26 protein-coding genes are annotated in these 23,805 nt (G+C 70.4%); 20 read left to right on the top strand and 6 right to left on the bottom strand.

Features of this window, described 5'->3' with window-relative positions; genetic code table 11:
* Positions 1 to 129: 129 nt before the first annotated feature.
* A complete protein-coding gene (dnaE, locus tag OG741_RS10785; RefSeq protein WP_405596584.1) occupies positions 130 to 3,669 on the top strand; it encodes a DNA polymerase III subunit alpha in 3,540 nt (1,179 codons plus the stop codon).
* Positions 3,670 to 3,765: 96 nt separating this feature from the next.
* On the opposite strand, the gene OG741_RS10780 is transcribed toward dnaE, so the two are convergent.
* Positions 3,766 to 3,945, bottom strand: coding sequence for a hypothetical protein (locus OG741_RS10780; RefSeq protein ID WP_266477406.1), 180 nt, complete (start codon positions 3,943 to 3,945; stop codon positions 3,766 to 3,768).
* Positions 3,946 to 4,197: 252 nt separating this feature from the next.
* Here OG741_RS10780 and OG741_RS10775 point away from each other — a divergent pair, with 252 nt between their 5' ends.
* Genes OG741_RS10775 through OG741_RS10760 form a run of 4 tightly spaced genes read left to right on the top strand, consistent with a single transcriptional unit; the run spans position 4,198 to position 7,933 of the window.
* Positions 4,198 to 5,430: an NYN domain-containing protein gene (locus OG741_RS10775; RefSeq protein ID WP_405596583.1), complete on the top strand. Its 1,233-nt coding sequence runs from the start codon at positions 4,198 to 4,200 to the stop codon at positions 5,428 to 5,430.
* Positions 5,431 to 5,467: 37 nt separating this feature from the next.
* Entirely contained in the window at positions 5,468 to 6,442 is a 975-nt protein-coding gene (locus tag OG741_RS10770) for an ABC transporter ATP-binding protein (RefSeq protein WP_405605506.1), read from the top strand.
* Positions 6,439 to 7,281, top strand: a complete 843-nt coding sequence (locus OG741_RS10765; RefSeq protein WP_405596581.1) for an ABC transporter permease — start codon at positions 6,439 to 6,441, stop codon at positions 7,279 to 7,281. Before OG741_RS10770 ends, OG741_RS10765 begins: the two co-directional genes overlap by 4 nt.
* A gap of 34 nt (positions 7,282 to 7,315) precedes the next feature.
* On the top strand, positions 7,316 to 7,933 hold the full coding sequence (locus OG741_RS10760) for a hypothetical protein (protein ID WP_405596580.1): 618 nt from the start codon (positions 7,316 to 7,318) through the stop codon (positions 7,931 to 7,933).
* Positions 7,934 to 8,297: 364 nt separating this feature from the next.
* Here the strand turns inward: OG741_RS10760 and ybaK are convergent, their stop codons facing one another.
* The 4 genes from ybaK to OG741_RS10740 form a co-directional block, all read right to left on the bottom strand.
* A complete protein-coding gene (gene ybaK, locus OG741_RS10755; protein ID WP_405596579.1) occupies positions 8,298 to 8,801 on the bottom strand; it encodes a Cys-tRNA(Pro) deacylase in 504 nt (167 codons plus the stop codon).
* Positions 8,802 to 8,815: 14 nt separating this feature from the next.
* Positions 8,816 to 9,556, bottom strand: coding sequence for an LON peptidase substrate-binding domain-containing protein (locus OG741_RS10750; protein WP_266477410.1), 741 nt, complete (start codon positions 9,554 to 9,556; stop codon positions 8,816 to 8,818).
* 11 nt (positions 9,557 to 9,567) lie between these two features.
* Complete coding sequence (locus tag OG741_RS10745) at positions 9,568 to 10,590, bottom strand: hypothetical protein (RefSeq protein ID WP_405596578.1); 1,023 nt, start codon at positions 10,588 to 10,590, stop codon at positions 9,568 to 9,570.
* Between the two features lie 103 nt (positions 10,591 to 10,693).
* A complete protein-coding gene (locus tag OG741_RS10740) occupies positions 10,694 to 12,295 on the bottom strand; it encodes an oxidoreductase (protein WP_405596577.1) in 1,602 nt (533 codons plus the stop codon).
* Positions 12,296 to 12,489: 194 nt separating this feature from the next.
* Between OG741_RS10740 and hisD the strand changes: the two genes are divergently transcribed.
* The 8 genes from hisD to hisF are packed head-to-tail and all read left to right on the top strand — an operon-like array spanning position 12,490 to position 18,214.
* Positions 12,490 to 13,830, top strand: coding sequence for a histidinol dehydrogenase (gene hisD, locus OG741_RS10735; RefSeq protein WP_405596575.1), 1,341 nt, complete (start codon positions 12,490 to 12,492; stop codon positions 13,828 to 13,830).
* Positions 13,827 to 14,933, top strand: a complete 1,107-nt coding sequence (locus OG741_RS10730) for a histidinol-phosphate transaminase (RefSeq protein WP_405596574.1) — start codon at positions 13,827 to 13,829, stop codon at positions 14,931 to 14,933. The genes hisD and OG741_RS10730 overlap by 4 nt, the downstream gene beginning before the upstream one ends.
* Positions 14,930 to 15,532 (top strand): imidazoleglycerol-phosphate dehydratase HisB, encoded by a 603-nt coding sequence (gene hisB, locus OG741_RS10725; protein ID WP_328678833.1) that lies wholly within the window; start codon positions 14,930 to 14,932, stop codon positions 15,530 to 15,532. Before OG741_RS10730 ends, hisB begins: the two co-directional genes overlap by 4 nt.
* A gap of 4 nt (positions 15,533 to 15,536) precedes the next feature.
* Complete coding sequence (locus OG741_RS10720) at positions 15,537 to 15,704, top strand: hypothetical protein (RefSeq protein ID WP_175258652.1); 168 nt, start codon at positions 15,537 to 15,539, stop codon at positions 15,702 to 15,704.
* Positions 15,701 to 16,342, top strand: coding sequence for an imidazole glycerol phosphate synthase subunit HisH (hisH, locus tag OG741_RS10715; protein ID WP_328678838.1), 642 nt, complete (start codon positions 15,701 to 15,703; stop codon positions 16,340 to 16,342). The genes OG741_RS10720 and hisH overlap by 4 nt, the downstream gene beginning before the upstream one ends.
* The gene (gene priA, locus OG741_RS10710) at positions 16,342 to 17,067 is read left to right on the top strand and encodes a bifunctional 1-(5-phosphoribosyl)-5-((5-phosphoribosylamino)methylideneamino)imidazole-4-carboxamide isomerase/phosphoribosylanthranilate isomerase PriA (protein ID WP_266477418.1); all 726 of its coding nucleotides are present in this window, start codon (positions 16,342 to 16,344) and stop codon (positions 17,065 to 17,067) included. The genes hisH and priA overlap by 1 nt, the downstream gene beginning before the upstream one ends.
* Positions 17,064 to 17,462 carry a RidA family protein gene (locus OG741_RS10705; protein ID WP_405596572.1) on the top strand — a complete coding sequence of 133 codons (399 nt, stop codon included), beginning with the start codon at positions 17,064 to 17,066 and terminating at the stop codon, positions 17,460 to 17,462. The genes priA and OG741_RS10705 overlap by 4 nt, the downstream gene beginning before the upstream one ends.
* Entirely contained in the window at positions 17,459 to 18,214 is a 756-nt protein-coding gene (hisF, locus tag OG741_RS10700) for an imidazole glycerol phosphate synthase subunit HisF (protein WP_405596570.1), read from the top strand. The genes OG741_RS10705 and hisF overlap by 4 nt, the downstream gene beginning before the upstream one ends.
* 7 nt (positions 18,215 to 18,221) lie before the next feature.
* Here hisF and OG741_RS10695 read toward each other — a convergent pair whose 3' ends face one another.
* The gene (locus OG741_RS10695) at positions 18,222 to 18,857 is read right to left on the bottom strand and encodes a TIGR03085 family metal-binding protein (RefSeq protein ID WP_405596569.1); all 636 of its coding nucleotides are present in this window, start codon (positions 18,855 to 18,857) and stop codon (positions 18,222 to 18,224) included.
* Between the two features lie 84 nt (positions 18,858 to 18,941).
* Between OG741_RS10695 and hisI the strand changes: the two genes are divergently transcribed.
* The 7 genes from hisI to trpM all read left to right on the top strand — a co-directional run bounded on the left by hisI (position 18,942) and on the right by trpM (position 23,734).
* Complete coding sequence (hisI, locus tag OG741_RS10690; RefSeq protein ID WP_266477423.1) at positions 18,942 to 19,304, top strand: phosphoribosyl-AMP cyclohydrolase; 363 nt, start codon at positions 18,942 to 18,944, stop codon at positions 19,302 to 19,304.
* 11 nt (positions 19,305 to 19,315) lie between these two features.
* The gene (locus tag OG741_RS10685; RefSeq protein ID WP_405596568.1) at positions 19,316 to 20,800 is read left to right on the top strand and encodes an anthranilate synthase component I; all 1,485 of its coding nucleotides are present in this window, start codon (positions 19,316 to 19,318) and stop codon (positions 20,798 to 20,800) included.
* A 17-nt stretch (positions 20,801 to 20,817) separates the two neighbouring features.
* The gene (locus OG741_RS10680; RefSeq protein WP_389369814.1) at positions 20,818 to 21,459 is read left to right on the top strand and encodes a TIGR02234 family membrane protein; all 642 of its coding nucleotides are present in this window, start codon (positions 20,818 to 20,820) and stop codon (positions 21,457 to 21,459) included.
* Between the two features lie 272 nt (positions 21,460 to 21,731).
* Positions 21,732 to 22,022, top strand: coding sequence for an HGxxPAAW family protein (locus OG741_RS10675; RefSeq protein WP_405596567.1), 291 nt, complete (start codon positions 21,732 to 21,734; stop codon positions 22,020 to 22,022).
* A gap of 94 nt (positions 22,023 to 22,116) precedes the next feature.
* On the top strand, positions 22,117 to 22,557 hold the full coding sequence (locus tag OG741_RS10670) for a DUF2752 domain-containing protein (RefSeq protein ID WP_405605504.1): 441 nt from the start codon (positions 22,117 to 22,119) through the stop codon (positions 22,555 to 22,557).
* Positions 22,558 to 22,683: 126 nt separating this feature from the next.
* A complete protein-coding gene (gene trpC / locus OG741_RS10665; RefSeq protein ID WP_266477427.1) occupies positions 22,684 to 23,493 on the top strand; it encodes an indole-3-glycerol phosphate synthase TrpC in 810 nt (269 codons plus the stop codon).
* Positions 23,494 to 23,500: 7 nt separating this feature from the next.
* The gene (gene trpM, locus OG741_RS10660) at positions 23,501 to 23,734 is read left to right on the top strand and encodes a tryptophan biosynthesis modulator TrpM (RefSeq protein WP_405596566.1); all 234 of its coding nucleotides are present in this window, start codon (positions 23,501 to 23,503) and stop codon (positions 23,732 to 23,734) included.
* Positions 23,735 to 23,805: the final 71 nt, after the last annotated feature.

Raw genomic sequence — 23,805 nt, 5'->3', positions numbered from 1 at the left:
CCGTCTCCTCCAACGCATGACCGTACTCGGGAGTGCCCGCGGACTGTCAGTGCCAGGACGTAGACTTCCACGCTGTTCCCCCAGACTGTCTGCAACCTGTCGCCCACCGTTATCCGGAGGCATTCCGCCGTGACCAAGCCGCCTTTCACGCACCTTCACGTCCACACCCAGTACTCGCTGCTGGACGGTGCCGCGCGGCTCAAGGACATGTTCGACGCCTGCAACGAGATGGGCATGACGCACATCGCCATGACCGACCATGGCAACCTCCACGGGGCGTACGACTTCTTCCACTCGGCGAAGAAGGCGGGCGTCACGCCCATCATCGGCATCGAGGCGTATGTCGCCCCCGAGTCCCGGCGGAACAAGCGCAAGATCCAGTGGGGCCAGCCCCACCAGAAGCGCGACGACGTCTCCGGTTCGGGTGGATACACCCACAAGACGATCTGGGCGGCCAGCAAGACCGGTCTGCACAATCTGTTCCGGCTCTCCTCGGACGCGTATGCCGAGGGCTGGCTGCAGAAGTGGCCGCGCATGGACAAGGAGACCATCGCCCAGTGGTCCGAGGGGCTCATCGCCTCCACCGGCTGCCCCTCCGGCGAGCTCCAGACCCGGCTGCGCCTCGGCCAGTTCGACGAGGCACTCAAGGCCGCGTCCGAGTACCAGGACATCTTCGGCAAGGACCGGTACTTCCTGGAGCTGATGGACCACGGCATCGAGATCGAGCGCCGGGTCCGCGACGGCCTGCTGGAGATCGGCAAGAAGCTCGGCATCCCGCCGATCGTCACCAACGACTCGCACTACACCTACGCCCACGAGGCCGGTGCCCACGACGCGCTGCTGTGCATCCAGACCGGCAAGAACCTCTCGGACCCGGACCGCTTCCGCTTCGACGGCACCGGCTACTACCTGAAGTCCACCGACGAGATGTACGCCGTGGACTCCTCGGACGCCTGGCAGGAGGGCTGCGCCAACACCCTGCTCGTCGCGCAGCAGATCGACACCGAGGGCTGGTTCGAAGAGCGCAACCTGATGCCGAAGTTCGAGGTCCCCGAGGGCTACACCGAGGTGACCTGGTTCCGCGAGGAGACCATGCGCGGCATGGCCCGGCGCTACCCCGGCGGCATCCCGGACGACCGGCTCAAGCAGGTCGAGTACGAGATGGGCATCATCATCGACATGGGCTTCCCGGGGTATTTCCTCGTGGTCGCCGACTTCATCATGTGGGCCAAGAACAACGGCATCGCGGTGGGCCCCGGCCGGGGCTCCGCGGCCGGCTCGATCGTCGCGTACGCCATGGGCATCACCGACCTCGACCCGATCGAGCACGGACTGATCTTCGAGCGGTTCCTCAACCCCGAGCGCATCTCCATGCCCGATGTCGACATCGACTTCGACGAGCGCCGGCGCGGTGAGGTCATCCGGTACGTCACGGAGAAGTACGGCGCCGACAAGGTCGCCATGATCGGGACGTACGGCAAGATCAAGGCGAAGAACGCCATCAAGGACTCCGCCCGGGTGCTCGGCTATCCGTACGCCATGGGCGACCGGCTCACCAAGGCGATGCCCGCCGACGTTCTCGGCAAGGGCATCGATCTCAACGGCATCACCGACCCCAAGCACCCGCGCTACAGCGAGGCGGGCGAGATCCGGGGGATGTACGAGAACGAGCCGGACGTGAAGAAGGTCATCGACACCGCCAAGGGCGTCGAGGGCCTGGTCCGCCAGATGGGTGTGCACGCCGCCGGCGTGATCATGTCCAGCGAGACCATCACCGACCATGTCCCGGTCTGGGTGCGGCCCTCGGACGGCGTGACCATCACGCAGTGGGACTACCCGAGCTGTGAGTCGCTCGGCCTGCTGAAGATGGACTTCCTGGGCCTGCGAAACCTCACCATCATGGACGACGCCGTCAAGATGGTGAAGGCCAACCGGGCAATCGATCTGGACCTGCTCGCCCTTCCGCTGGACGACCCCACGACGTACGAACTGCTCTGCCGCGGTGACACGCTCGGCGTCTTCCAGTTCGACGGCGGCCCGATGCGTTCGCTGCTGCGGCTGATGAAGCCCGACAACTTCGAGGACATTTCCGCCGTCTCGGCCCTGTACCGGCCGGGCCCGATGGGCATGAACTCGCACACGAACTACGCGCTCCGCAAGAACGGCCAGCAGGAGATCACGCCGATCCACCCGGAGCTGGAGGAGCCCCTCAAGGAGGTCCTCGGCCTCACCTACGGCCTGATCGTGTACCAGGAGCAGGTCCAGAAGGCCGCCCAGATCATCGCCGGGTACTCCCTCGGCGAGGCCGACATCCTGCGCCGCGTGATGGGCAAGAAGAAGCCCGAGGAGCTGGCGAAGAACTTCGGCATCTTCCAGGCCGGCGCCCGTAAGAACGGCTACTCCGACCAGGGGATCCAGGCCCTGTGGGACGTGCTGGTCCCCTTCGCCGGATACGCCTTCAACAAGGCGCACTCCTCCGCGTACGGCCTGGTCACCTACTGGACCGCGTATCTCAAGGCGAACTATCCGGCCGAGTACATGGCCGCGCTGCTCACCTCGGTGAAGGACGACAAGGACAAGTCGGCGGTCTATCTGAACGAGTGCCGCCGTATGGGCATCAAGGTGCTGCCGCCCAATGTGAACGAGTCTCAGTCGAACTTCGCCGCCCAGGGCGACGACGTGATCCTCTTCGGCCTCTCCGCCGTGCGCAACGTCGGTACGAACGTGGTGGACTCGATCATCCGCTGCCGCAAGTCCAAGGGGAAGTACTCCTCCTTCCCCGACTTCCTCGACAAGGTCGAGGCCGTCGTCTGCAACAAGCGGACCGTCGAGTCACTCATCAAGGCCGGCGCCTTCGACGAGATGGGCCACACCCGCAAGGGTCTGGTCGCCCACCACGAACCCATGATCGACAATGTGGTCGCGGTCAAGCGCAAGGAGGCCGAGGGGCAGTTCGACCTCTTCGGCGGGATGGGCGACGAGGCCACCGACGAGCCGGGCTTCGGGCTCGACGTCGAGTTCTCCGACATCGAGTGGGACAAGTCGTATCTGCTCGCGCAGGAGCGCGAGATGCTCGGCCTCTATGTCTCCGACCATCCGCTCTTCGGTATCGAGCACGTCCTGAGCGACAAGGCGGACGCCGCGATCTCCCAGCTCACCGGCGGTGAGCACGCGGACGGCGCGGTGGTCACCATCGGCGGCATCATCTCCGGCCTGCAGCGCAAGATGACCAAGCAGGGCAATGCCTGGGCGATCGCCACGGTCGAGGATCTGGCGGGCTCCATCGAGTGCATGTTCTTCCCGGCCACGTATCAGCTGGTGTCGACCCAGCTCGTCGAGGACACCGTGGTCTTCGTCAAGGGGCGGCTCGACAAGCGCGAGGACATCCCGCGGCTCGTCGCCATGGAGCTGATGGTCCCCGACGTATCGAACGCCGGGACCAACGCCCCCGTGGTGGTCACCATCCCGACGGTGAAGGTCACGCCGCCGATGGTCAGCAGGCTCGGCGAGATCCTCAGCCACCACAAGGGCAACACCGAGGTGCGGATCAAGCTTCAGGGCCCCCGCAAGACGACGGTGCTCCGGCTCGACCGGCACCGCGTCCAGGCGGACCCGGCGCTGTTCGGTGATCTCAAGGTGCTGCTCGGCCCGTCCTGCCTGGCCGGCTGAGGCTTTCCGCTCACCGCACCCGCCCAGGCAAGCACATGCCCACGCAAAGGGGCGCGCCCGTCGTCACGGGCGCGCCCCTTGTGGCTTTGCGGCCTGTCAGTTGTGGCCGAAGCGCCGCTGGTGCTTACGCGCAACATCCGCGGGGCTGCCCTGTGCCTGCGACTGGGGCTGCACATGCGACTCGTACGCGGTCGACTTGGCCTTCTCGCCACCACGCTCTGCGGCCGAAGCGCGGTCCTGTTGACCGCCCTGCTTGCGATTCTTGTTCTTGGCCATGGTGATACCTCCTGTGGGGGATCTCGGGGCCAGGGCCGCGACCAGATTCACATACCAGCCTAACCGTCGCATTTTGGATCACTACGGTGCGTAAAGGGCGCTTGCTCCAGCACAGGTTCGGGTTCCGCCACGCCGATGATCGAGTTCCGGCCGTTAACCCTCCCGTGGTCGGGCAGACTCGAAGGAAACCCGGAACAATCCCCGATCCGGACCCTTCCCCGATCCCGAAGTTCCCGAAAGAGGGTGGAACGCGTGGACCGCTGCGTTGTCCTGGTGGACGCCGGATATCTGCTGGGCGCCGCCGCGAGCCTGCTCGCCGGGGAACCGGCGCGTTCCAGAATCACCGTCGATCACGCCGCCCTCATCCTGGGCCTGCGCGAACTCGCCGAGGCCGATACGGAACGCCCGCTGCTGCGCATCTACTGGTTCGACGGCGCCCCCGACCGCGTACCGCAGCCCGAGCACCGGCGACTGCGCGTGATGCCGAGGGTGACGGTCCGGCTGGGCGCCCTGACCCGCAGCGACGGCCGCTGGGCGCAGAAGGGCGTCGATGCGGCCATGCACGCCGAACTCACCGAACTGGCCAGAAACCGCGCCTGCTCAGATGTGGTCCTGGTGACCGGGGACGGGGATCTGCTGCCCGGGCTGATGTCCGCCAAGGAGCACGGCGTCGCCGTCCACCTCTGGGCGGTGCAGGCCGCCGACGGCGACTACAACCAGTCGGAGGACCTGGTCGCCGAGGCCGACGAGCGCCGCGTGCTCGACCGCGCCTGGATCACCCGGGCGGTACGGGCCAAGGAGCTCACCGGTATCTGCGCCCCCTCACCCGCGCCCCGCCCCGAGATCGCGGCGATCCTCTCCGCGCCGCTGCCCGAGTCGGCGCTCGCGGCCTCGCAGGAGCGCGCCGCCGATGCCGCACGCAACGGCTCGGGGCCCACCCCCTCGGACAACGGCTCCGAGCCCGGCCCGGCCCCCGCCGCCGCCAAGGGTGTCCCCACCCCCAAGGACCTGGCGAGCCTGCGCGCCCCCGGCCAGAACTCCGCCCCCCACCCCGCGAGCGCAACGCTGCGCTGGTCCTCCGACAAGGGCTGGGTCGAGCGGCCCGGCGCCGGCACTGTGGGCGAGCCGCCCGAGACGGCTTCACTGCCGACGCTGGCCCAGCTCACCAGCGCCGAGCAGCGCTGGGCCGACCGCGAGGAGGACATCACCACGGTCGGCGGCGACCCCTTCGAGGTCGGACAGGTCTTCGCCCGGCGCTGGATGGAACGGCTGCCGGAGAGCGGCCATGTGCAGAAGCTGTCCACCATGTACCCGCGGATCCCGCACCGTATCGACGGCGAACTGCTGCGGTACGCGGCACGTTTCGGGCTTCTCGCGCACAAGGACGACCAGATCGACGAGCACGACCGCTATGCGATCCGGGCCGGGTTCTGGCGCGAGATCGACGTACGGGCGGCCGCGGAACACGCCCCCGCGGGGGAATAGCCCCGCCGACCCCTTAGGCTCGTCCCTTGTGAGTACGGTGTGCGCGGTGCGGGATCTGGTCAAGACGTACCCCGCCGCGCGCGCTCGCCGAGGCACCCCCGGGACACCCGAGGTGCGTGCCACGGACGGGATTTCGCTTCAGGTGCGGCGCGGCGAGATCTTCGGGCTGCTCGGACCCAACGGCGCGGGCAAGTCCACTCTCGTACGACAGCTCACCGGCCTGATGCGGCCGGACAGCGGCAGCATCGACGTGCTGGGCCACGATCTCGTACGCCACCCCGAACGGGCATCCAGGCTCATCGGCTATCTCGGGCAGGAATCCACCGCCCTCGACGAACTGACCGTCGCACTCGCCGCCGAGACGACCGGCCGGCTGCGCGGACTGCCCGCACGGCAGGCACGGGCCGAGCGGGACGCCGTACTGGAGGAGCTCGGGCTGACCGAGCTCGCCGCCCGTCCCCTGAAGAGACTCTCCGGCGGACAGCGGCGGCTGGCCTGCTTCGCGGCAACCCTGGTGGGTGAGCGGCCGGTCCTGGTACTGGACGAGCCGACCACCGGAATGGACCCCGTCGCACGGCGCGCGGTCTGGGCCGCCGTCGACCGGCGCCGGGCCGAGAACGGTGCGACCGTGCTGCTCGTCACCCACAACGTCATCGAGGCCGAGACCGTCCTCGACCGGGTCGCCGTGCTGGAACGCGGCCGGGTCATCGCCTGCGACACCCCGACAGGGCTCAAGGAACGGATCGCGGGCGAGGTGCGCGTCGAGCTGGTGTGGCGCGAGCGGGCGCCGCTGGACGTGCCCGAAGTCGCGGCGCTGCGCGCGTCCGCGCAGGAGTCCGGGCGCCGGTGGGTGCTCAGGCTCGCCCCGGACGAGGCACGAGCGGCGGTAGCCGCGGTCACCGGCGGCGCGGCGTTCGCCGCGCTCGACGACTTCACACTGGCCGCGCCCAGCCTGGAGGACGTGTACCTGGCGCTCGGCGGGAACGCGACGAAAGGGCTGGTCAAGGCGTGAGCACCGTGCCCGCGGAGGCGGTGTCCGGACATCCCGAACAGGCCCGGCAGGTCAGCGCCACGAGCGTGGCCCCGGCCGCGCTCGCTGCGCCCCTCGCGCCACGGGCGCGGCTGCTGCCCGCGCTCGGCGCCGTGTACCGTGCGCAGCTGTCACGGGCGCGGGTCGCCCGGATCCCGCTGCTCTTCGTGGCGACCTTCCAGTCGATCGGGATCATGGTCCTCATGCGCGGGGTCGTCGACGGGGGCGCGGAAGCGCGGGCCGTCGTCGCCGGATCGAGCGTTCTGGTCGTCGCGTTCGTCGCGCTCAACCTTCTCGCCCAGTACTTCGGACAGCTGCGGGCCGGCGGCGGCCTCGACCACTACGCCACGCTGCCGGTGCCGCCCGCGGCGGTGGTGCTCGGCGCGGCCGGTGCGTACGCCTCCTTCACCGTGCCCGGCACGGTCGTCACGGCGGTCACCGGCAGCGTCCTGTTCCAGCTGCCACTGACCCATCTCTGGGTGCTCGCCGCGGTCGTCCCGCTCGCCGGCGCGGCCCTCGCGGGCCTCGGCGCGGCGCTCGGACTGCTCGCACCGCGCCAGGAACTGGCCACGCTGCTGGGGCAGTTGGGCATGTCCGCGGCACTGCTCCTCGGTGTGCTGCCGGCCGGCCGGCTGCCCGGGCCGATCTCGTACGCCCGTGATCTGCTGCCGTCGACCTACGGTGTCGAGGCCCTCGCCCGGACCTTCGAGGCGCGCCCGGACTGGGCGGTCGTCGGACTGGATCTCGCCGTCTGCGCGGCCGTGGGTGTCGTCTCGCTGACGGTCGCCACATGGGCCTACCGGCGGGCGGCAGTCCGGTGAGGCACTGTCCCGGGACGCCTGGCACGATGGCGGTGTGACCGCACCTCTGACTCCGCCGCACCAGCCCCCGCACAACGACCCGTGGCAGAAGCCGCCCGCCGGGCCCGGCTTCTACGAGCCCGAGATGCAGGACGTCGCGGACCTGAAAAGGGACACGCGGGACGCGATCCTCGTCGTCGTCGCCCTGACGGTCCTGGGCGTCGCGCTCGGTCTGCTGTGGCTGTGGCTGGCGCCGCGGGTGCCGCTGATCTCCAGCGACAAGGCGGTCTTCCTCAAGGACACGGAGGGCGAGGAGGCGGTGGGCGCGGACGGCACGTTCGCGCTGCTGGCGCTCGGCTTCGGCGCGGTCAGCGCAGCCGCGGTCTTCTTCTTCCGCAGGCGCGGAGGCATCGCACTGGTGGTGGCCCTGGCTCTGGGTGGGCTGTTCGGCTCGCTGCTGGCCTGGGGGACAGGCGAGTGGTTCGGCCCGACGGACGATGTGGTCGCGCATGCGCGGGCGGTGGGGGAGGGCGTGACGTTCGACGCGCCGCTGGAGCTGAAGGCGCGGGGGGCGTTGCTGGCGTGGCCGGTGGCGGCGATGGTGGTTCACCTGGCGCTGACGGCCCTGTTCGGGCCGCGGGACCCGGAGCCGGATTGGCCCTCCGCCGCGTAGGGCCCGGGCCCGGACGCCTGACGCCTGCGGCGGGCCTGTTCCCCACCCCGCCCCTTCCCGAACTGGGGCTCCGCCCCAGACCCCGGTACGCGCTTCGCGCGTGTCCTCAAACGCCGGACGGGCTGAATTTCCGCGGGCGTTTGAGGAGCGGGGGTCCGGGGGCAGCGCACCCGGTTACGGGAAAGGGCGGGTAGGGGAACAAGCCCCGCCGCAGGCGGACCGTCACGCCGGCCGGCGGCCGTGGTTTGCGTGGTGCTTGCGGATGCGCCACTTCCTCTTGCGGGTGCGTTTGGACATGCCGTGTCCTCATTCCCGTAGGGGCGTCCCTACGGTCGTAGCCGAGGATCCGCGCCCCGTCGACCCCCTACGCCCGCCCGATCGGCGCCAGCACCGCCCCCGTCAGCGACGCCAGGTCCGACGGCGCGAGTTCGACCTCCAGGCCCCGGCGCCCCGCCGAGACGCAGATCGTCGCGTGGGCCGACGCCGACGCGTCGAGGACCGTGCGCAGGCGTTTGCGCTGGCCCAGGGGGGAGATGCCGCCGCGGACATAGCCCGTCGTGCGTTCCGCCGCCGCCGGGTCGGCCATCGTCGCCCGCTTCGCGCCCACCGCCGCCGCGAGCGCCTTGAGGTCGAGCTGGCCCGCCACCGGGACGATCGCCACCGTCAGTTCGCCGTCGACGTCCGCGACCAGGGTCTTGAAGACCCGGTCGGGAGGGACGCCGAGCGCCTCGGCCGCCTCGTCGCCGTACGACGGCGACGCGGGGTCGTGGTCGTACGCGTGCACCGTGAAGGCCGTGCCCGCCGCGGTCAGGGCGACCGTGGCGGGCGTGCCGCCGGAGGCGGCCGACTTCTTGGGCTTCTTCGCCACGCGGGCGGCTCCTGTCAGTTGGGGCTCGTCGGCGCCCGGGTCAGGTCGACCGCGGGCAGCGACGGCAGATGGCGGATCACCGCGGTCTCCGAGCGCAGCAGAGTCAGTTCCTCCCGCAGCCGTGTCGCGGTGTCGGGCGCTTGCAGCAGGCGCTGTTTCGCCGGGGTGTCCAGTACGGCCGCGGCCGCCACCAGATACGACACCACCGAGGGCTCGTCCGGCAGGTCCGCCCCCGTGGACAGCGAGCGCTCGCGCGCGCCGGCCAGCCGCTTCTGGTAGCTGCGGAAGGCGCGCAGGACACCTTCGGCAAGGGCCCCCGCGCCGTCCCCGGACTCCTCCGGGATTTCCTCCAGTTCGGCCGTCAGGTACGGGCCGCTCGCGTCGACCGAGAGAAGTTTGACCCGGGTCGTTCCGGTGGCCAGTACCTCGAAGCTGCCGTCGTCGCGCTCGCGGATCGTCGCCGCGTCGGCGATGCAGCCGACCCGGTGGAAGGCCTGGATCGGATCGTCGCCGAAGCCCGCAGCGGGACCGCGCTGGGGCAGCGCGGTCGGGTCGGGCATGCCGGGCGCGGTCGGCGCGACCTCGCGGCCGTCGCGGATGGCGACCACGGCGAAGCGGCGCGGCTCGGACTCGTCCGTCTTCGACAGCTCGCGCATCATGGCGCGATATCGCTCCTCGAACACGTTCAAGGGCAGGACGAGGCCCGGGAACAGTACCGAGTTCAGCGGGAAGAGGGGGAGACGTGCGGTGGTCACAGCGCTTAAGACTAATGGCCCAGAGACCTGCTTCGTCCGGCCCTGGGGCGCAGAGGGGTCATCGAGGCGATCTGGATCCGTACGCCGTCCCGTGTGTGAAGGAACTGGCCGAGCGGGTCATCGGTCACCGAGGTCCAGGGGAAGGACGTCGCATACGGCCCGATCAGCCGGAACTGCTCCAGTGCCTCCGCCCACCGGCCCCGCCCCACCAGCACGTACGCCAGCAGATTGCGCACCTCGGCCGGCCAGGGATCCCCGGCCGCGTAGTCCGCGGAGAGCGCGATCGCCAGATCCGCCGCCAGGTCGATGCGGTCGTCCTGCACGGAGGTGGTGTCCCCGGTGAGCAGCTGGGCGAAGGCAGCCCGTACCGGCAGCGCCCGCACCAGCGAGCCCGGCAGCGCGTCGGCCGCCGCCTGTTCGGCGAAGTCGAAGCACTCGCGGTGCGAGCCGTACCACTGCGCGGACAGGTACTGCAGGGCCGCGACATGACAGCCGTAGTGGTGCGAGGAACGGCGGATCGCCTGCTCCCACAGCAACTCGAAGGCCGTGTGCGTGGCATGGGTGCCGCGGGCGTGGTCGAGCGATATCCGCCACGGCACGGGGTCGTTCGGATCGCCCTTGGCCGCCGCGTCGATCAGGGGTCCGACCTCACGCAGCCGTTCGGTGCTCGCGGGTGACTCCCAGGCCCTGCGGACCGCGAGCTCGGCCTTGACGACGAGCCCGTCGGGATCGCGTGGCGCTGCGGCGAGCCATGTCGTGAGCCACTCCTCGCGGTTGTACGCGAAAGCCGCGAGCCGCGTCACGTACCGGTCGCGGTTCTCCCACTCGGCTGATTCGCGCGTGGTCGCCAGCAGCTTGGCGGCGGGTTCGTACTCCCCGAGCGCCGCAGCGACCAGTGCCGGGCTCAGCCGCTCGTCGGGGGCGTCGAGCAGCACCGCCTCGTCGGGCGCCAGGCCGTCGGCGAGCTGCGGCGTATGACGGATCATGCGCGCGGTGCGAATCAGGGCACGGAGCAATGACATGGTGCGGACCATTGAAAACTGCAGGTCAACAGGCGCGCCAGAGTCCAGCTGTGAAGAGTTCGTAGCGGCCGAATGGTTGTCCTGGCGAAAGCCAAGAGAGCGTAAAGAAAGTGCCTCAGCCGCGACGTAGAAGGCGGGACGCACCGGCCGCGACCGTCGTCGCCAGAATCCAGCCGAGCAGGATCAGCGCCGTCGATGTCCATTGCCAGGCGCCGTCAAGCCTCCAGTAGCTTTCCTGGCCGAGATCGATCACCGGGAGCAGCAGATCCAGAGCATAGAGCGCCGCGTTCCACTGCGGATGCTCGTCCGCCTTCAGCGGCGTCGGATCCACCTGCGCGAAGGCCACCGCTCCCGCCGCCCACAGCACCGCCATCCACAGGGCCGCCCGGCCGGGGCGGTAGCCGTAGGCCACGGTCCAGTCTTGGAGATAGCCCCAGAGCTTGGCGGCCAGCGGCAGCGTCTCGCGCCGGCGGCGCTGTTTGGCGAGCAGCACCTCGCGGGCGTCCGCGTCCTCGCCGCTGTTGCGCAGCACGGTCGCGAGACGTTCGTACGGCTCCGGCGAGTACTCCGGGGTCGCCGAGGCCACCCACTCCAGACGGCGGCTGAGCGGGAATTCCTCGTACGGGACGAGGTTCTCGTAGACGAATCCGCCCATCGCGAGGCCGCCGGGGCCCGGCCAGCTGGCCGCCAGGTCGACCAGCGTCACGATCTTCGCGCCGTTCAGCACGACGCGTCCCTCTTCCGGGCGCTCCGCGTTGAAGCGCAGCTCCGGGGTGACGATCCGGCGCAGCGACAGCTCCTCGCGCGCGTTCAGTACGAAGCGGGCCCGGTGCAGATCGACCGCGTCGCCGAAGCGCCCGTCATCCAGCCGCACCCCGCCGTGGCACCGGAAGGGCTGCAGCCGGGTGCCGCGTGTGGGTGTTCCGGCGCTGCCGATGCCGAAGGGGGGAGTGGCGCCCTGGTTGCCCGTGGACTCGCTCACCCACGCGCCGGTCAGATAGAGGGTCCGCTCCACGCTCAGCTGCGGGGCGTTGAGCGCGCGCCGCTCCCCGGCCGCGCGCAGCCGGCTGCCCCGCAGACTCAGCGAGACCCCGACCTTCGCACCGCGCAGACTGAACTCGCCGTACGTCTCGATCAGTTCGGCCTGTAAGTCCTGTGCGACCGACATGCCGTCCGCGGTGATCGCCCGGCCTCTGCGGTCCGGCCGGACATGGATCTGGTTGATCAGCAGATCGGTGCCGATCTGCGCGTCGGTCAGCCGTATGCCGTGCTCGATCCGGCAGCGCGGCAGATGCAGATCACCTTCGGTGCGCAGCCGGGCCGCCTCGATCCGGGGGATCGCGCAGCCGACCATGCGGACGGTGGTGAAGTGCGCCTCGGGCATCAGTACTTCGCTGTCGAAGCGACAGCCGTTCAGCTCGACATACGGTGCGATGCTGCCGCCCGCGAGCTTGAGCGTGCCGGTGATCTGGACGCCGCGGAGCTTGAGCGCGGCGACCCGGCCGGGCAGCGCGGGCGGACCGCTGAGCAGCAGCCGGGCGACGATGGACGCGCGGACGCTGCGTTCGGGGCCCCAGGGGCGGGGTGAGAAGGGATCGTTCAGCAGGGGGTTGGGATCGCTCAGGTCGTGCGTACTCCCGTTTCTGAAAGCGTTCCACATGTCCACTTCGGTCCGGCTCAGTCCGTCCGGAGGCCCGTCGTCCAGCGGCTCGGTCAATGCCGCTCCTTCGCTTGCTTGGTTCGTACAGCTGTTCTTCCCGCTGAGTGACGGACTGAACGCTAGTGGTCATGAACAACATCGGAAACCAGAGGGGTGGCGCGAAGTGCTTCCTCGAGGAGTGGCAGGTGGGCCCATATCAGCCAGTGATACGGGCGACCACCTGCCGAATCCGTTCTGAGAGAATTGGTTCCGTGATCTCACGAATCGATCTGCGCGGCGACGCCCTCCCCGAGGGGGCCGCTCTGCGTGACCTGCTGCCCCGTGCCGAGTTCGACGTGGAAGCCGCCCTGGAGAAGGTGCGGCCCATCTGCGAGGCCGTGCATCATCGGGGCACGTCGGCGCTGATCGACTACGCGGAGAAGTTCGACGGCGTGAAGCTGGAGCGGGTGCGGGTGCCCGCGGCCGCGCTGGCCGATGCCCTGGAGCGGCTGGACCCCGAGGTCAGAGCCGCCCTGGAGGAGTCGATCAGGCGCGCCAGGATCGTGCACCGCGCGCAGCGCCGGGACGCGCACACCACCCAGGTGGTCCCCGGCGGCACGGTGACCGAGAAGTGGGTCCCGGTCGAGCGCGTGGGTCTGTACGCACCCGGCGGCCGCTCGGTCTATCCCTCCTCCGTGATCATGAACGCCGTACCGGCGCAGGAGGCCGGTGTCGAGTCGATCGCGCTCTCCTCCCCGCCGCAGAAGCCCCGTTTTGAAGGAGATGCAGCTGGGGGGCTTCCGCACCCGACGATCCTCGCCGCCTGCGCGCTGCTCGGCGTCGACGAGGTGTACGCCGCGGGCGGCGCCCAGGCCGTCGCGATGTTCGCGTACGGCACCGAGGAGTGCGCCCCCGCGAACATGGTGACCGGCCCCGGCAATATCTGGGTCGCCGCCGCAAAGCGGTACTTCACCGGACGTATCGGCATCGACACCGAGGCCGGGCCGACCGAGATCGCGATCCTCGCCGACGAGAGCGCCGACCCGGTGCATGTCGCCGCCGACCTGATCAGCCAGGCCGAGCACGACCCGATGGCCGCCGCCGTGCTGGTCACCGACTCCACCGAGCTCGCGGACGCGGTCGAGAAGGAGCTGGAGCCGCAGATCGCGGCCACCAAGCACGTCGAGGACCGGATCGTCCCCGCGCTGAGCGGCAGGCAGTCCGCGATCGTCCTGGTCGACGGAGTCGAGGAGGGCCTGCGGGTCGTCAACGCGTACGGCGCCGAGCACCTGGAGATCCAGACAGCCGACGCCGCCGCGGTCGCGGCGAGGGTCCGCAACGCCGGCGCGATCTTCGTCGGCCCCTGGGCGCCGGTCTCGCTCGGCGACTACTGCGCCGGCTCGAACCATGTCCTGCCCACCGGCGGCTGCGCCTGCCACTCCTCCGGTCTCTCCGTCCAGTCCTTCCTGCGCGGCATCCACATCGTGGACTACACGCGAGACGCGCTCGCCGAGGTCACCCATCACGTCGTGACGCTCGCCGAGGCCGAGGACCTGCCCGCGCACGGCGCCGCCATGAAGGCAAGGTTCGGGTGGAAGGTGCCGAAGGAATGACCGGCATCGACGATCTGCCCATCAGGGACGAACTGCGCGGCAAGTCCCCTTACGGCGCACCGCAGTTGGACGTGCCCGTACAGCTGAACACCAACGAGAACCCGTACCCGCTGCCCGAGCCGCTGGTCCGGCGTATCGCCGAGCGCGTCACCGAGGCCGCCCGCGGGCTCAACCGCTACCCCGACCGGGACGCGGTGGAGCTGCGCACCGAACTGGCCGCGTATCTGACCCGGACCGGGGGGCACCGTGTCGGCATCGAGAACGTCTGGGCGGCCAACGGCTCCAACGAAGTCATCCAGCAACTGCTTCAGACCTTCGGCGGCCCGGGCCGTACCGCGATCGGTTTCGAGCCCTCGTACTCCATGCACGGGCTGATCTCGCGCGGCACCGGCACCGGCTGGATCTCGGGACCGCGCAACGACGACTTCACGATCGACCTCACGGCCGCCGGGAAGGCGATCGCCGAGAACCGGCCCGACGTCGTCTTCATCACCTCGCCCAACAACCCCACCGGCACGGCGGTCGATGCCGATACGGTCCTCGCGCTGTACGAGGCCGCCCTGGCGGCCAAGCCCTCGCTCGTGGTCATCGACGAGGCGTACGTCGAATTCAGCCACCGCCCCTCGCTGCTCCCGCTGATCGAGGGCAGGCCGAATCTCGTCGTCTCGCGCACCATGTCCAAGGCCTTCGGCGCGGCGGGTCTGCGCCTGGGCTATCTGGCCGCACACCCCGCGGTCGTCGACGCCGTCCAGCTGGTGCGCCTGCCGTACCACCTGTCCGCCGTCACCCAGGCCACCGCGCTCGCCGCGCTGGAGCACACCGATACGCTGCTCGGGTATGTCGAGCAGCTGAAGACCGAGCGGGACCGCCTGGTCGGCGAGCTGCGGGCGATCGGCTGGGAGGTCACCGAATCGGACGCCAACTTCGTCCAGTTCGGCCGCTTCGACGACGCGCACGCCGCCTGGCGGAAGATCCTCGACCGGGGTGTCCTGGTCCGTGACAACTCGGTGCCCGGGTGGCTGCGCGTCACCGCCGGCACCCCTGACGAGAACGACGCGTTCCTCGACGCGGTTCGTGAGCTGAAGAAGGAGTACGACGTATGACTCGCGAGGGTCGTGTTGGAAGAGCGGAACGCACCACCAAGGAGACGTCTGTCGTCGTCGAGATCGATCTCGACGGCCACGGAAAGGTCGATGTGTCGACCGGGGTCGGCTTCTACGACCACATGCTCGACCAGCTCGGCCGCCACGGCCTGTTCGACCTCACCGTGAAGACCGAGGGCGATCTGCACATCGACTCGCACCACACCATCGAGGACACCGCCCTCGCGCTGGGCGCCGCCTTCAAGCAGGCGCTCGGCGACAAGGTGGGGATTTATCGATTCGGCAACTGCACGGTGCCGCTGGACGAGTCCCTCGCCCAGGTCACCGTGGACCTGTCGGGCCGCCCGTACCTCGTGCACACCGAGCCCGAGAACATGGCGCCCATGATCGGCTCCTACGACACCACGATGACCCGGCACATCCTGGAGTCCTTCGTGGCGCAGGCGCAGATCGCCCTGCACGTCCACGTCCCGTACGGACGCAACGCGCACCACATCGTGGAGTGCCAGTTCAAGGCGCTGGCCCGAGCTCTGCGGTACGCCAGCGAGCGCGACCCGCGCGCCGCCGGCATCCTCCCCTCCACGAAGGGCGCGCTCTAACCCCATGACCGGCCTCTCCACCATCCTCATCGTCGTCGGGCTCTTCCTCGCCGGCGGTGTGTACTCCTTCTCCAAGCAGAAGATGCCCATGGGCCTGATCGTGCTCCTCGGCATCGGCTCGGTGATGTGTCTCGTCGCCGGTGTCCTGCGGATTCAGGGGATCTGGGAATGACAGCGAGCAAGAAAGTCGTCGTCTTCGACTACGGATTCGGTAATGTCCGCTCCGCCGAGCGGGCGCTGGCCCGCGTCGGCGCGGACGTCGAGATCACCCGCGATTTCGACAGGGCGATGAACGCCGACGGCCTCCTCGTGCCCGGCGTCGGCGCCTTCTCCGCCTGCATGGAGGGCCTGAAAAAGGCCCGCGGCGAGTGGATCGTCGGCCGCAGGCTCGCCGGCGGCCGGCCGGTCATGGGCATCTGCGTCGGTATGCAGATCCTCTTCGCGCGCGGCATCGAGCACGGAGTCGAGACCGAGGGCCTGGACGAGTGGCCCGGCACGGTCGGCCCGCTCAAGGCCCCGATCGTGCCCCACATGGGCTGGAACACCGTCGAGGCGGCCGCGGACAGCCAGCTCTTCGCCGGAGTCGACCCCGACGCCCGCTTCTACTTCGTCCACTCCTACGCCGTGCACGAGTGGGAACTGGAAGTCACCAACCCCGCCATCCGCGCGCCCCAGGTCACCTGGGCGACCCACGGCGAGCGCTTCGTTGCCGCAGTGGAGAACAGCGCGCTGTGGGCGACGCAGTTCCACCCCGAGAAGTCCGGCGACGCCGGCGCCCAGCTGCTGACCAACTGGATCGAGACGCTGTAATGCCGAAGCTTGAACTCCTTCCCGCAGTCGACGTCCGCGACGGCCAGGCCGTCCGCCTCGTCCATGGCGAGTCCGGTTCGGAGACCTCCTACGGCTCTCCCCTCGAAGCCGCCCTCGCCTGGCAGCGCGCGGGCGCCGAGTGGCTGCATCTCGTCGACCTGGACGCCGCCTTCGGCACCGGCGACAACCGCTCGCTGATCGCCGAGGTCGCCGGAGCGATGGACATCAAGGTCGAGCTGTCCGGTGGCATCCGCGACGACGCCTCGCTGGCGGCCGCGCTGGCCACCGGCTGCACCCGGGTCAACCTGGGCACGGCCGCGCTGGAGACCCCCGAGTGGGTCGCCAAGGTCATCGCCGAGCACGGCGACAAGATCGCGGTCGGCCTGGACGTGCGCGGCACGACGCTGCGCGGCCGCGGCTGGACCCGCGACGGCGGCGATCTGTACGAGACGCTCGCCCGGCTCGACTCCGAGGGCTGTGCCCGCTACGTCGTCACCGACATCGCCAAGGACGGCACCCTCCAGGGCCCCAACCTGGAGCTGCTGCGCAATGTCTGCGCGGTCACCGACAAGCCGGTCGTCGCCTCCGGCGGCGTCTCCTCGCTCGACGACCTGCGCGCGATCGCGGGTCTCGTTCCCGAGGGCGTCGAGGGCGCGATCGTCGGAAAGGCGCTGTACGCCAAGGCGTTCACCCTCGAAGAAGCCCTCGCGGCGGTGGCGGAATGACCGGCGTCGTACGCCGTGTCGCATCCGACGGCCCGTGGGAGGAAGCCTTCGGCTACTCCCGGGCCGTGGAACTGCCCAACGGCCTTGTCCTGGTGTCCGGTTGCACCTCCGTGGTCGACGGAGTGGTCCTCGACGGCTCTCCCTACGACCAGGCGATCACCGCTTTCGGTGTGGCCGTGGGCGCGCTGAGGGACCTCGGTCTCGACCGCGAGCACGTGGTGCGCACGCGGATGTACCTCTCCCACGCCCGGGACGTGGAGGAGATCGGCCGCGCCCACAGGGAGCTGTTCGGCACCGTCCGCCCCGCAGCGTCGATGCTCATCGTCTCCGGCTTCGTCGACCCCCGGCTGGTCGTCGAGGTCGAGGTCGAGGCGTACCGAGGAGGTGCCGCATGACACTCGCGGTCCGAGTCATTCCCTGCCTGGACGTGGACAACGGCCGGGTCGTCAAGGGCGTCAACTTCCAGAACCTGCGCGACGCGGGCGACCCCGTCGAGATGGCCAGGCTGTACGACGCCGAGGGCGCCGACGAACTGACCTTCCTCGACATCACCGCCTCCTCCGGCAACCGTGAGACGACGTACGACGTCGTGCGCCGCACCGCCGAGCAGGTCTTCATCCCGCTGACCGTGGGCGGCGGGGTGCGCAGCGCCGACGACGTGGACAAGCTGCTGCGCGCGGGCGCCGACAAGGTGGGCGTGAACACCGCGGCGATCGCCCGCCCCGAGCTGATCCGCGAGATCGCCGAGCGCTTCGGCCGCCAGGTCCTGGTGTTGTCGGTCGACGCCCGGCGCACGCCCCGGGGCAGCTTCGAGGTCACCACGCACGGCGGCCGTCAGGGCACCGGCATCGACGCCGTCGAATGGGCGCACCGGGCCGCCGAGTTGGGTGCGGGCGAGATCCTGCTCAACTCGATGGACGCCGACGGCACCAAGGACGGCTACGACACCGAGATGATCGCGGCGGTGCGGCGGCACGTCACGGTCCCGGTCATCGCGAGCGGCGGCGCGGGCAGGCTGGCGGACTTCCCGCCGGCGATCGCGGCGGGCGCGGACGCGGTCCTCGCGGCCTCGGTCTTCCACTTCGGCGATCTGCGGATATCCCAGGTCAAGGACACCCTGCGAGAGGCCGGTCACCCCGTCCGCTGAGCCGTGTCTACATCCCGAACGGCTTGATCTCGTGCAGCCGCGCGATCGCGTCCTTGTCGCCCTCCAGCTCCACCCGCGCCACGTCCTGCCGCCCGAACGCGAACAGCGTCAGCTCGCTGGGTTCCCCGGTCGCCGTCACCACCGGGGTGCCCCGCTGGGCGACCGCCGTCTGCCCGTCCGCCCGGCGCAGCACCAGTCCGACCGGCGACCTGCGGCCCAGCAGCCGGGCCCCCTTCTCCAGCCGGGACCACAGGGCGTTCTCGAAGACCTGGTCCAGCTGGCGCGGCGTCCAGTCCTCCTGCGCGCGCCGCACATCCTCGGTGTGGACGAAGAACTCGACGGTGTTCGCCGCCTCGTCCAGCTGCTTGATGCCGTACGGGGACATCCGCGGCGGTCCCGTACGGATGAGCTGGATCAGCTCCTCGTAAGGCTTCGCGGCGAATTCCGCCTGTACCCGTTCGAGGCGCGGCTTGAGCGCGCCGATCAGGATCCCGCCCGCGGCGTCCGCCCGCCGCTCACGCACCACTACATGGGCGGCCAGATCCCTGGCCGTCCAGCCCTCGCACAGGGTCGGGGCCTCGGGGCCCACCGATTCCAACAGGTCGGCGAGCAGAAGTCGTTCACGCTTCGCATGGGTCGACATGTCCGCCAGCGTACGGCGGCGGTGGTGGGTCCGCCCAGTGGACGCACCGCCCGTCGTACCCGCGCGGCACGGCACAATGGCCGTATGACCAGCAGTGTCCCCGCAAGCTCCCTCGATCCCGCCGTCGCCGCCCGCCTCAAGCGCGGCACCGACGGCCTGGTTCCGGCCATCGCCCAGCAGTACGACACGGGTGAGGTGCTGATGCTCGGCTGGATGGACGACGAGGCGCTGCATCGCACCCTGACCACCGGCCGCTGCACCTACTGGTCCCGCAGCCGCCAGGAGTACTGGGTCAAGGGCGACACCTCCGGCCATGTCCAGCACGTCAAGTCCGTCGCCCTCGACTGCGACGCGGACACGATCCTCGTCAAGGTCGACCAGGTGGGCGCCGCCTGCCACACCGGGGCCCGTACGTGCTTCGACACCGACGTTCTCCTGGACAAGTAAGGTCGGGCGCCATGGATCTTGAGACCTTCCGCAAGCTGGCCGCCGACCGCCGTGTCATCCCCGTCAGCCGCCGCCTCCTCGCGGACGGCGACACCCCGGTCGGGCTCTACCGCAAGCTCGCCGCCGAGCGGCCCGGGACCTTCCTCCTCGAATCCGCCGAGAACGGCCGCTCCTGGTCGCGCTACTCCTTCATCGGCGTACGCTCCGCCGCGACCCTCACCGAACGCGAAGGCTCCACCCACTGGCTCGGCACCCCGCCGGTCGGCGTCCCCGTCGACGGCGACCCGCTGCAGGCCCTGCGCACCACCGTCGAGACGCTGCACACCCCGCGCGACCTCGCGTCCGGCATGCCGCCCTTCACCGGCGGCATGGTCGGCTACCTCGGATACGACGTCGTCCGCAGGCTGGAGAAGATCGGCCCCGGCGAGCGCGACGACCTGAAGCTCCCCGAGCTGACCATGCTGCTCACCTCGGACCTCGCCGTACTCGACCACTGGGACGGCACCGTCCTGCTGATCGCCAACGCGATCAACCACAACGACCTCGACACCGGCGTCGACGAGGCGTACGCGGACGCCGTCGCCCGCCTCGACGCCATGGAGGACGACCTCGCCCGGCCGCTCGCCTCCGCACCCGCCGCGCTGCCGCCCTCCGAACTGCCCGAGTTCACCGTGCCGTGGGGCGGCAAGGACTACCAGGACGCCGTCGAGGACATCAAGGAGCGCATCCGGGCCGGCGAGGCCTTCCAGGTTGTGCCCTCCCAGCGCTTCGAAACTCCGTGCGGCGCAAGCGCGCTGGACGTCTACCGGGTCCTGCGGGCCACCAACCCCAGCCCGTACATGTACCTCTTCCGCTTCGACGGCTTCGACGTCGTCGGCTCCAGCCCCGAGGCCCTGGTCAAGGTCGCGGACGGGCACGCCATGGTCCACCCGATCGCCGGGACCCGGCCGCGCGGTACGACCCCGCAGGAGGACCAGGCACTGGCCGACGAGCTGATGGCCGACCCCAAGGAACGCGCCGAGCACCTGATGCTCGTCGACCTCGGCCGCAACGACCTGGGCCGGGTCTGCGAGCCCGGCAGCGTCGAGGTCGTCGACTTCATGACGATCGAGCGGTACTCCCACGTCATGCACATCGTCTCGACCGTGACGGGCCGGGTCGCCGAAGGCCGTACCGCCTTCGACGTGCTCACCGCCTGCTTCCCCGCGGGCACGCTCTCCGGCGCCCCCAAGCCGCGCGCGATGCAGATCATCGACGAGCTGGAGCCCTCGCGGCGCGGACTGTACGGCGGCTGCGTCGGCTATCTCGACTTCGCGGGCGACTCCGACACCGCGATCGCCATCCGCACCGCGCTGTTGCGCGACGGCACGGCATTCGTGCAGGCCGGAGCCGGTGTCGTCGCGGATTCGGATCCGGTGGGCGAGGACACCGAGTGCCGCAACAAGGCGGCCGCGGTGCTTCGCGCTGTCCATACCGCGAACCGCCTCACCAGGTGAACGGGCGGTAAGGGATAGTGGGGTATGTGAGTGCTGTACCCGTACCCCAGCCCCGTGCCGCAGCCGCATCCGCCGCCGACAGCAGCCGGCGCAGCCTCGCCGTGGCCCTGCTCCTCGGCGCCGTCGGCGCCACCGTCGTGCTGCTCTCCTCCGGCCGGATCTGGGCCGAGGGCCGGGCCGCCGTCGGCGGCGGCACCCTGCCGCTCAACGCCGAAGGCAGCGATGTCACCGGCGTCCCGACGGCCCTCGCCATCGTCGGCCTGGCCGCCCTTGTGGCCGTCTTCGCGGTCCGCCGCGCCGGCCGGCTGCTGGTCGCCGCCCTGCTCGCCCTCAGCGGCGCGGGCGCGGCGCTCGCCTCCTTCCTCGGTGCCTCCGACAGCGCGGCGCTCGACGAGAAGGCGGCGAGGACGACCGGTGACACGGCTGCCACGGTCGACGCTCTCACCCACACCGCCTGGCCCTATGTGACCGTGGCGGGCAGCCTGCTGATCCTGCTCGCGGGCCTGCTCGCGCTGCGGTACGGCAAGCAGTGGCCGGCCATGTCGGGCCGCTACGAGCGCGACGGCACCCCCCGGCCCCGCAAGGCCGCGGTCGTGGACCCGGACCGTCCCGAGGACCTGTGGAAGGCCCTGGACCGTGGCGAGGACCCGACGCGCTAGGTTCTGTCCGGTCGATCAGGCCGGATCAGTGAGCGGGGTCTGGCATGGGGCGTCGCAAGGCGGAGGATGGAGCCCACGCGGAGCGTAGGCGACTGACGACAACGCAGCGAGGTGCCGTGCCAGGGCACGCGAGCCCGGCAAGATCGACCGGACAGAGCCTCAGCGTGAGCCACCCCACGTCATCGCATGCTGTGGCGTACGGGACAATGAGTGACGAGCTTCGGCTCACCACAGCGCAACGACCCCAGAGCATCTGCAACGAGGAGCAACTCATGGCGGGCAGCAGCCACGGACACACCCCGGCCGCCTGGACCGGTGTCACCATCGCCTTCATCGGTTTCTGCATCGCAGGCGTCTTCATGGTGGCGGCCAACCCGGTCGGCTTCTGGGGCGGCATCGCCGTCGTCTTCCTCGGCGGCATCGTCGGTGGCGCCATGAAGGCCGCTGGCCTGGGCATGCCGAAGGAGACCGAGGCGCAGGCGCGGGCCAGGACGCAGTCGGTCACGGCCACGGCCACGGTCACGGCCACCGCGCAGCCTGCCACCGCGCAGACCTCCGCCTGAGACCGGCACACCACAGCTGAACGAGGAAGGCGCAGCCCGGCACAGCCGCGCTGCGCCTTCCCGTACGAACGGGCAGAATCACGGGGTGGACGCCATGCCTTCCTCGCCCTTCTCCGCCGGACCCGCACCCGGCCCGGCCCCGCTCGCGCGGCGCCTGGCCACGCCCGTGGCCACCCTCGCCGGGGTCGCTGCGGCCTTCGCGTACGTCGGCACGGTCGATCCCAACGAGCCGGGCCACTACCCGGTCTGCCCGCTGCTGCGCCTCACCGGAATCTACTGCCCCGGCTGCGGCGGGCTCCGCAGCGCGCACGCCTTCATCCACGGCGATCTGACCGGCGCTCTCGGCTCCAACGCCATGGCCGTCGCGGGCTACGGAATCTTCGCGGTGGTGTGGGTGATCTGGCTGATTCGCGCCGTACGCGGCGAGCGCATGCGGATCGCCGTCTCTCCCGTCTGGTGGTGGACGCTCGGCGGTGTACTGCTGGTCTTCAGCGTGGTCCGGAACCTTCCATTCGGTTCCGCGCTCGCTCCCTGATCGGGGACCGAAGTCCCAGGTAGTGGGACAGACGTCAACCGGATGCGAGCCCGGAGCCGTGCTGCGGATACCATCGAGATGGCTGATCCTGAACCATCATCACTGTCCCGGAAGGGGGCCGCTCGCGTGAGTGTGCTCGACGAGATCATCGAAGGCGTGCGCGCGGACCTCGCAGAGCGGCAGGCGCGCGTGAGCCTCGACGAGCTCAAGGAGCGCGCCGCCAAGGCTCCTGCGGCCAAGGACGGCGTCGCCGCGCTGCGCGGCGAGGGCGTCCATGTGATCTGCGAGGTCAAGCGCTCCAGCCCGTCGAAGGGCGCGCTCGCCGCGATCGCCGACCCGGCCGGACTCGCCGCCGACTACGAGGCGGGCGGCGCGGCCATCATCTCCGTACTGACCGAGCAGCGCCGCTTCGGAGGATCCCTCGCCGACCTCGAAGCAGTCCGCGCCAAGGTCGACATCCCCTTGCTGCGCAAGGACTTCATCGTCACGGCGTACCAGCTGTGGGAGGCGCGGGCGTACGGCGCCGACCTCGTGCTGCTGATCGTCGCCGCGCTGGAGCAGGAAGCCCTGGTCTCGCTGATCGAGCGGGCGGAGTCCATCGGGCTCACGCCGCTGGTCGAGGTCCACGACGAGGACGAGGTCGAGCGCGCGGTCGAGGCCGGAGCGAAGATCATCGGTGTCAACGCCCGCGATCTGAAGACGCTCCAGGTCGACCGCTCCACCTTCGAGCGGGTCGCCCCCGAGATCCCGGCGCACATCGTCAAGATCGCCGAGTCCGGTGTGCGCGGTCCGCACGACCTGATCGCCTACGCCAACGCCGGTGCCGACGCCGTTCTCGTCGGTGAGTCCCTGGTCACCGGCCGTGACCCCAAGTCGGCGGTCGCCGACCTGGTCGCCGCCGGAGCCCACCCCGCCCTGCGGCACGGGCGGAGCTGACCCAGCGATGACCGTCCGCCGCGCCTGCCGACCGACCACCCCGGGCCGCCGCCCGGGGCTGGCCGGTGCGCGCGCCGGACTGCCTGCGCGCGACCCGCACGCGCCGCTCGCCCGCGGCTGCAAGCCGCGCGGCTGCCGCGCGCCCGCCCGCCGGGTGCACGGCCGCCGGGTGCGGTACGTGATCGGCTCGGAGCCGGGCCAGGTCAACGGCATGCGATGGCGCGGGGCCCGCGCGCGCTAGGCGGTGCCGCTGCGCGGGGCTGTTCCCCTACCCGCCCCTTCCCGTAACCGGGGCTCTGCCCCCGGACCCCC

Origin of the sequence: Streptomyces sp. NBC_01410 (genome assembly GCF_045040195.1) — a bacterium.
Classification (GTDB): Bacteria; Actinomycetota; Actinomycetes; order Streptomycetales; family Streptomycetaceae; genus Streptomyces.
The sequence above is the reverse complement of the archived record's forward strand: the minus strand, read 5'-3'. Positions and strand labels throughout refer to the sequence as shown.